Source organism: Psychrobacter sp. FME13 (assembly GCF_014861395.1).
In the GTDB taxonomy this organism is placed as follows: domain Bacteria; phylum Pseudomonadota; class Gammaproteobacteria; order Pseudomonadales; family Moraxellaceae; genus Psychrobacter.
Genome location: NZ_RRYV01000135.1, coordinates 1 through 8,511, shown reverse-complemented (window position 1 = coordinate 8,511; position 8,511 = coordinate 1). Strand labels below are relative to the sequence as shown.

Below are 8,511 nucleotides of genomic sequence, written 5' to 3'. Positions count from 1 at the left end.
TTCTAGCAGTTACTCTCTATTTATGAGTGTTCTTATTTATTGGGGGGATTACCCTATCATCAAGAATCCCAAACACTTTTGCTCGATCCACTATTTCCGTTGCCCAAGCACGATGCGTGGCCGGCTCTAGCATGGTGTTGTTGTATTTAAATACGGCTTTGGCCTCGCTATGAAGTATCGCTTGTGCCTCATCTAAAATGCTTAGTGGCACACAATAGGCCTGCTGTACCAAGGCGATTTGGCTCGGGTGAATAACGGTTTTTCCGACCAGCCCTAAGCTTACATCACGGGTCAGCTCTTGCATAAACAGCGTTGGCTGATCTAAGTATTCAAACACGGGCGCGGTTAGATAAAAGCCATGTGGCACAAAACAGCCAAGTAGCTGATAGGCTAGGGTGCCGATGGGTGTGTCATAGACAATGCTGTGTTTAGGACGCCTGAGACGTAGCGCTGCAAACAAATCATTGCCACCGATACGCAGGGCAAGTATGGGTTGACTAAAGGCTTCTTTAAAGCCGATGGCGAGTTCTTGATTGTGGTGTGGATTGAATAATGCGGCAGTTTCAAGCGTAGGCATCAATAATTGATCGGTGCTGAGGTTCTGGCAGGCCATACGCCAGTTGGATAAGCTGTACATATCAACTTTTGGCATGACGAAACCATCAATTAGCTCAATATGAGCATAGTCCGCCAGCTGCTGTAGCATCATCGGATTGCGTGGACGTATAAATACCAATGGTCGAGTCGGATGTTGCGTTTTGAGATCCGTTTTTCTCGATGGGTTATGGATGGTATCGACATGCATGGCCCATGTATCGAGCAGCGACTGTAAGCGCTCAAGTGCTAGATCGACGTCACTATGGCTGACAGCATCCTCTAAACAAATAATAATACTATTGATTGTTGGTAATTTATCACGCTTGATGACTTGCCATATATCTTGACGAGTGGCAGGCATATAGAGACTGGCACCAAGTTGATAAGGGTGATAGGTGTGCGGCTTAACCATCGCATGACGCTCAGTAAATAAATGCGCATAAGACTGGCTATGGTGATAAAGATGTGACTCGTAATTTGGTGTATCTGACATAATTGGCATCATCAATAGTGATAAATAAGTGGTTATAAAAAGCAGGATATATTATCAAGCGAGTTGACTCAAAGATCGTTACTTAACAGCAATGTCTATTTATAAGCGTCTGTTTATAAGTGCTTATTGGTATAGTCGATTCAATTCAAAAGTAGTACTAGGCAACCGAGTGTAGACGTATATCCAATACTTCAAGCGAGACGCTGTAATAATCTTATAATGGAATGGCTATAAATGTTGAACATGTGCTAGCTATCTTTGGTGCGTTGCTTGATCAGTGTGATAGCTTGATAAGGCAGTATTTTATCACCTAATACACTGATAGCGATATCTCGCTGTGCACATAAATGTCTGAGCAGTATCGTATCAGGATGTTTGGCAGTTGCCAGTAAGATACGTTCAGGATCACGGCGTAATATGGCTCTGGTTGCTTCTGCGATTGTTGGTTTTATACGATTGCGATTGGTAATAGCATAATCTGCTGCGATCGTATTAATTACGTCAGCGGTTTGGTAGCGGGGTTGTGGGTAGAGTGGCAAACATTGTAAGGGTTTGTTCAGTGCACGACGTGCCGCATCGATTTGATCGACAAAGGCCAAGCTACGATCTGATTCTATCAAGTTATCATAAAAAACACTGCGATGTAATCCTAATTGTGGATCGGTATATAGGCTGCGTGATATGAGTCCCGATACAGTACTGTTTAGCAGTCCTGATGGAATTAACCAATCCTCTTCACTAGCAGAGAGCCAAGCGACACCAGCTGGGTCAGCTAAGGTTAATAATGGAATGACGTTAGCACCATGATGAAAAATATTGGTAAAGTTTGAATGGTCATGGTCGCTAAACACTTTGAGGCTACTAGCAAGCTCTTGATAAATGGCGCCTTTGCCCGTCCAGCCATCGACAAACACGATAGGGCTATTTGGGTAAGCCTCTAGTATCATTTGTAGTGCTACTGGATCAAGGCCACGATCACGAATGATGCTAATGCCATAATGCACGCTTGGCAGCGAGTAGCTACTCTCAGTATCTGACAATGCGCGTTGTAACAGTACTCCAATTGGCAAACCTGCGCGTACTAAGCTGACCAATACTAACGGGCGCTCAGTATGAACGGTCTGCCTAAAAGTGTCTTGTAATGTATGAGCCAAATTCGCAACGTCAGTGGCGGTTCTATTTGTGCCTTGCTCTAATGCTTGACGATATAGTTGCTCATGCATCGCTGTGGGCGCACTCTCTAACGTCAACATATCGGAATAATGACGCTGACCACTTTGGATAAGTGCTTCTTTTTGACTGACGGGCACATCCGCCACAGCCTCTTTATCGACGATATCGAGTAGCACCGTGACATCACTGGCAAGGTAGCTGCCTGAACCGTAATGATTTGGTTTTTTTATATTAGGGTTAGTCATAGAGGTTGTTTTCTCATATCAGATTGTCATGTAATTGACCGTGATTGGGCATGCCATACCAGTCAAGCAACTGTAAAAATGGCAAATCAGCCAAACTATCACCAAAGCCAAAACTGGGTCGCTGACTGTCTAAATGATTGTCTAGTAAGAATTGTACTGCATGATGCTTATGAACTGCATGCGGTAGTATTGCTAGGTTATTAGCATTTACATGCACATAAAAATCTTGATCAAAATTACGTATTAACGTAGGTAGTGTATTAGCTAACTCTATTAGTGCTTGGTGGTCTTTTTGCGCGTGCTTAATAGCCAAATAAATGATCAACTCTTCATTGACAGAACCATTATGAAAACTGTCGATATGTGGTGTAAATACGAGTTGACTACCATCATTTTTGCTGTAATTGGTAAAGACTTGGCTCAGCTGATTCAATTTATTTTGCAATGGTGCAAGCTGTTCATACATGTGCTGTTGCCAAGTGCTCAATAAGTAACCTTCAGGGCTTAAAATAACGGCACCATGTGTCAGTACTTGCCAACTATCAAACGGTAGCTTAACACGCTTGATTTCATGCCGATCACGGGCAGTGACTACGATGAGCTCGGTACTAACGAGCAGCCAATTAAAAAAAACTGATTGACGCTGGCTCATCATGCTTAATGGTTCACCTTGTTTGTTTACGGTAGCACAAACCAAACTATCAGGTTCGGTGGTTGGTAACTCCCATGCATCAATTTTACGCTGGGTTTGAAAAAGGGTGTCGTCTAAATCCATAAGCGCATAAGGTTTAGTAATATCTAAACTTGATTGAAAAAATGGCATTTTCCCTTTGTGATTAGAATTCATAACAGTCTCTATATTAGGGTGCTTTTATTTGTATGTAAGATGGGTTTAGCTTTACTATTATTTAAGTATTTTTAATCAATTAAATATCTTTATAAAATAGCTGTTAATTCTTCAAATCAAATATAAAAATTCATAATAATACTGGCTGTTGTTTGACAGTGATTAATATGAAATTTTCATTAAATACTTAAGTCGTAATTTTATATTTTTCTCTAATTCTTAGAGAGTTTGTTTATATTGTTTTTTCATATTGTTTAGGGTGTCAAGAATAGCTTTTTTTGGGCCTGTGTTCTTTTTAAGATAAAAACGCTGTACAGTAGAGTTGGTTAAGAAATAAATGTTTTTCAGACTAAAAAAGGTGCTTTTGGTAGTACATATAAAGGTTATAATTAGGGCATGTCCTCAATTCAATCGATAGTTATCTAAATGGGTTAAAAATAGCTAAATCTTGCCAAACGGCGTCAAATAGCTGACTAATATCTCGATATTATCTGCTCTATTTTCCTTGTTTGACGGCAATTTATCTCATTTTTATCACCATTTTTAAAATGAGGACACGCCCTAGTTAATATTCACTTGTATGTAAATAATAATGATAATATTTATTATTTGCATTTCATGTTTATTGTCATGGCTACAACTATAATCTGATTAGGGTGTGTCCGCATCCTAAAGATGCTAATAAAAAGATTTAAATTGTCATCAAATCAGTAAAGCAATACTGACAATATTGAAATATTAGCTAGGGCGTGTTTGATATTCACAAATAGGGACTACCATGGCTAAAGGATCAAACACACCTTAGGTGTTTAAATATTTTAGACTCTTTAGACGAAAGTTGAAGGACTGGAGGACACACGCCAGATTAACAGTGGTTTTGATATCGACCAATATTTCAGATAACTTTTATATCGGAGCCCACCACCAACACATTATGCAAACTTTGCCACATGTCATCGACACTATCAGTCGATGTTTCTACGCACAATATAATCAAATCCCAGTCGCTAGGCTCAACATTGTAGGCAAAGTTGGTCATTCCAAGTCCGTAATTGTCGCTAAAACTCAACATGGTAGCAATCGCACCGCCCAAAGCAATGGGTGAGCGTGTCAAAGCGCTGAAGTTCACTATGGCTGTTGTTTCAGAGTCTTGAAATTGGGCTTCTATCCATTCTGCCAATAAAAATGGCAGCCACACAAACTCATTGCTACCTAACACCAAAATTCGCTGTGGCAATTGTTCTTTATTAAACTGTGTCTGTCCGCTAAAACTGGTAAAGGCTGTTTTAAATCTAGCCAAATAACGATCAAACCCGTCTGTACTGTCAAGAGTCGGGAAACGTCCCCAATTGCCAGTGTTGCCTAGCGATTGACTACCAGCGTCAGTGGTATCAACTGATGGCATGGTAATGGGCTTAGGGTTGGGCGCATCCGTCCATTTCCAATCACCAGATAATAAGTGATGACGATGAAAGTCAATATTAGGTAAGCGTTGAGCGATAGTATCATCTGTATCCACTTGTCCTAATGACCAGTCCACTAGCGTGGTTAGGTGGACCTGTTTTAATTGACTCAGCCCAGCATTACGTAGAGCGGTGACAACGTTCACGCAGGTGTTGCCTGTTGAGGCTTCATCATCGACCATAATGAGGGTCTTACTAGAGAGTAATTGTTCTTGTGTCGCTTGATCTGCACTTTGATAAATCAAATGCTGGCTGGCATGACTGTGGTCTTCACTAAAAGTGGTGAGTAACGTTTCACTATTATCATCATTGTGCTGCGCATGACGGGTAGAGTTCAATAATAAAGCATTAGGATAACGCATTTGCAATGCTTGATGCACACCTGCCGATAGCCCAACGGCAGTCTCTGCCATGCCAACAACTAGAATGGGCTTAGGTAAATCGCTAGGTACTAAGTTTGCCAAGTCGGTGAAAGCACTACGCATGCTATTAGGTGCTACTGGGATATGCCGACCTAAGACTTTTGAGACAAATAAAAACGCACGTTTTGGGTTAATACGTTGGGCAAACCCAAGTAAGTCTTCTAATTGATAAGTCGTGTTGCTTCCTGATACATCATTCATCTGATAAGTTAGATCAAGCGTGCCGCGGGGTAGGTTGATGCTACGTTCGTACACATCATTAGGTATTACATTATATTTATTGCTAGTCATCACTGAGTTCTATTCCATATTTTTCGCAAAGATAACGTAGGTCGCCATCTATATTCTGATGTTTTGGTGAAAACTGCCATTGATCATTGCTTCGATTCAATGTGAATAACAGTAAGCTTTTTCCTGATTTGTTTTGAATATCAAACTCACCAGAAAATAATAAAGTGTCTTTTTGCTTATCGCTGATGCTTAATTCAATAAGTGCTTGATTTGTATCAGTAGTTAAGCTTTCAAGCTCACTTGATAATATAATATTCAGTTGCTCGATAGTAGAGGGTTGAGCGCCCAAATCACAACTGAATTCAGATATTGAGATATCCTCATCGAGCTGCTGATCTAGCTCGATGGTGCCATCTTCACTATGTGTCTGTCCATAAAATATCATATCCTCATCACCACGGACTTTAGTTTTTTCATTGACTCTAAATAAGACAGCGTCAACAGTAGGAGCTGTCGTTATTTTTACGATGATAGGGACTGCAGGGAATAGGTTTAAGCTAGGTTTAGTAGCCATTGATTTACCAGCAGACATCGGTGCTAGGGGTTTCTTATTAATAGTTGTAGCGTTTTTTTGTGTCTTTAGCTTTGCCCACATGCCATTAGACTGTCGTCTTATATCGTATAAACGTAGAGCAATAATTAAATCAGAAAATTTTGCATAGCCATATTTATCGAGTTTAATATTGTCGTAGTTTTGGCTAATTTGACTGGCAATATGAGATAGATTTGACCAACCATTATGGTCATTGGGGTTGTCTTGAATGATTTTGTTTAGTGCGCTAATCAAGTGGGTTTGTGTCTGCAGCTGTTTAGTGGTCCATGGTTTTGATGAACTCTTAGATGTTTTGTTAGACGAGAGATTGTTTTGACTTACAGTGTGTTGTTTCAATAAATCTTCTACATAAAAGAAGGTATCACAGGCCTGTGAAAAAGCACTGACGGTATTGCGCTTGCCAAAGCCAAAAACTTTTACATGGTTTTTGCGAATACGTAGTGCTAATGAAGTAAAGTCGCTATCACTCGAGATTAGACAGAACCCGTCATAAACACCACTGTGCAGCAGATCCATTGCTTCAATGACCATACCAATGTCAGTCGCATTTTTGCCTTTTACATAGGCAAATTGCTGCATGGGATCGATGGCATATTTGAGTAGGGCTTCTTGCCAACTTTGAATATGAGCGTTTCCCCAATCACCATAGATTTTTTTACAAGTAATATGACCGATTTTCTCTATTTCTTTTAATATCTGGCCGATATTTTTCGCCGATGCGTTATCTGCATCTATGAGTACAGCGATACTTCTGAGCTTAACTGACATTTATATTCCTTAACACACTTTCTTTAATTGGTTCTTCTTGTTTTTTGATTATCTTGATGTTTTTTAGCCCTGACATCCAACCAACCATAATGCCCCGCGGCTATTTTTGCTCAATTGTGGTGTGGTTAGCGGTAGCAACTTATTAAGCGATGAGTCTGACAAGTTATCTAACTCAATACCTGCGCTTGCGAGTAACGCAGATAGCAACTGAAATTTCACTGCATAGTTCATATTTTGCGCATGCTCATGAACGAGACTTGATGTTACCATGCCAACGACTTCGCCAGTAGGTAGTAGTAGAGGGCTGCCGCTAGAGCCAGGTTGAATGGGCGCAGTAAATTGCATATAGCGAATATCATCGCCAAACCCTGTCAAACTAGAGATACAGCCTTGTGTTACTTGCAATTGACTACTAAGTCCTGACAGCGGGAACCCCAACGTAGTGATAGTCTCACCCAAATTATCACTACATTGTTGTGCGAGCGGCAAATAGCTAGTTAAAGGTTCACTCACTTTAATAATCGCTGAATCGCTACCGATATCACTGAGTACCACTTGCGCTTCACGGTCTGGCTGTCCCTGCTGTCGTATGCCAATCATAGCCGCCGACTCAATTACATGATAGCAAGTTAAGAGGTGATATGGGTCAATGGCAAATGCCGTACCAGTCCATGTTTCACCAGCTTGTACTTGACGCGGTGTTCGTGTCTCATTATTCGGCTGAGTTCGCTGCTGCTGCTGAGCTGCCTGAATGAGCGCATGTGTATCTGGCGGGCGGGTATCAAGGCTGATTTGTACTCTATGCTCTAAGCTTGCCAAGCCTTGAGAAGAGCTTTCACCCAGCGCCCGACATTTAAACTGATCATTGCGTCGATATATCTCTAATACAATCGCTGCTTTTGTATGGCGCTCGTTGGCTGTGAAATCATAAGTGATGGAACCTTCATTCAGTATTAGACTGATATCAGTCAGTTCAACTGTTGGTAGGTTTAGACTTGTTTCTTGATAGGTATAGGCAATCAATTGCAAAAAGCTAACGCCTTGTGTATCAAACAAACTGGATAAATCTAATTGCCAAATATTTTGATTATCAGCATTGTTTAGTTTAGCCCAGTCTTTAGGTTCGTGAAGGTAAGCAGGACTACAAGCCGCTTTACGGTGTTCATCTAAAGGCAGCCATATTAATCCAATATGCTCTCCAAATTTAAGGTTGTTTTTTGTAGAAAAAGCCACCGAACAATAAGATTGCGTGATAACGGTATTTGCTCCTAATACTAACGCGGTCTGTGTTGTCATGGTCTGCCTCTAATTGAGTAAATTACAAATCATTATAGACAGTTTTTAGGTAGCTATTTGAATAACTATGCAGTCATTTTAAAAAAAGCGATATTTGCTTATTACAGTAGTTTTTGTCAGAAAACTGGAATAGAATGATTTGTATATCATTGTAATAATAAACTAAAAGTCCCTATTTTTTCTATGCTTAGATTAACACACCAAGTGCAACGCTAATTAATATTATAGAACGCCTGCATAGGCGTCTTAAACCCTAATCGTTTTCTTGGTCTGTTGTTTAATTTGTTCTCAATGTCCTGCATCTCATCATCAGAGACTTGTCTAAAGTCACAACCCTTAGGCAAGTACTCTCTGATAAGGCCG

Annotated in this window: 6 protein-coding genes and 1 pseudogene; all 7 read right to left on the bottom strand. The window is 40.5% G+C overall.

Annotated elements, in window-relative coordinates:
* Positions 1 to 16: 16 nt before the first annotated feature.
* Positions 17 to 1,090, bottom strand: a complete 1,074-nt coding sequence (locus EI164_RS12745; RefSeq protein WP_192520325.1) for an HpcH/HpaI aldolase/citrate lyase family protein — start codon at positions 1,088 to 1,090, stop codon at positions 17 to 19.
* Positions 1,091 to 1,338: 248 nt separating this feature from the next.
* Positions 1,339 to 2,508, bottom strand: coding sequence for a cysteine protease StiP domain-containing protein (locus EI164_RS12740; protein ID WP_192520324.1), 1,170 nt, complete (start codon positions 2,506 to 2,508; stop codon positions 1,339 to 1,341).
* 13 nt (positions 2,509 to 2,521) lie between these two features.
* The gene (locus tag EI164_RS12735; protein WP_225739283.1) at positions 2,522 to 3,355 is read right to left on the bottom strand and encodes an HAD hydrolase family protein; all 834 of its coding nucleotides are present in this window, start codon (positions 3,353 to 3,355) and stop codon (positions 2,522 to 2,524) included.
* A gap of 895 nt (positions 3,356 to 4,250) precedes the next feature.
* Positions 4,251 to 5,531 (bottom strand): phosphoribosyltransferase domain-containing protein, encoded by a 1,281-nt coding sequence (locus tag EI164_RS12730; RefSeq protein WP_192520323.1) that lies wholly within the window; start codon positions 5,529 to 5,531, stop codon positions 4,251 to 4,253.
* On the bottom strand, positions 5,524 to 6,852 hold the full coding sequence (locus EI164_RS12725; RefSeq protein WP_192520322.1) for an NYN domain-containing protein: 1,329 nt from the start codon (positions 6,850 to 6,852) through the stop codon (positions 5,524 to 5,526). Before EI164_RS12725 ends, EI164_RS12730 begins: the two co-directional genes overlap by 8 nt.
* A gap of 63 nt (positions 6,853 to 6,915) precedes the next feature.
* On the bottom strand, positions 6,916 to 8,148 hold the full coding sequence (locus EI164_RS12720; RefSeq protein ID WP_192520321.1) for a trypsin-like peptidase domain-containing protein: 1,233 nt from the start codon (positions 8,146 to 8,148) through the stop codon (positions 6,916 to 6,918).
* A 212-nt stretch (positions 8,149 to 8,360) separates the two neighbouring features.
* Positions 8,361 to 8,511 (bottom strand): annotated as a pseudogene (locus EI164_RS17115) (IS30 family transposase); the annotation flags it as partial.

Excerpts from the sequence above, each read along its gene's own strand:
- EI164_RS12745 (WP_192520325.1), bottom strand. The coding sequence starts at position 1,090 with ATGTCAGATACACCAAATTACGAGTCACATCTTTATCACCATAGCCAG.
- EI164_RS12740 (WP_192520324.1), bottom strand. The coding sequence starts at position 2,508 with ATGACTAACCCTAATATAAAAAAACCAAATCATTACGGTTCAGGCAGC.
- EI164_RS12735 (WP_225739283.1), bottom strand. The coding sequence starts at position 3,355 with ATGAATTCTAATCACAAAGGGAAAATGCCATTTTTTCAATCAAGTTTA.
- EI164_RS12730 (WP_192520323.1), bottom strand. The coding sequence starts at position 5,531 with ATGACTAGCAATAAATATAATGTAATACCTAATGATGTGTACGAACGT.
- EI164_RS12725 (WP_192520322.1), bottom strand. The coding sequence starts at position 6,852 with ATGTCAGTTAAGCTCAGAAGTATCGCTGTACTCATAGATGCAGATAAC.
- EI164_RS12720 (WP_192520321.1), bottom strand. The coding sequence starts at position 8,148 with ATGACAACACAGACCGCGTTAGTATTAGGAGCAAATACCGTTATCACG.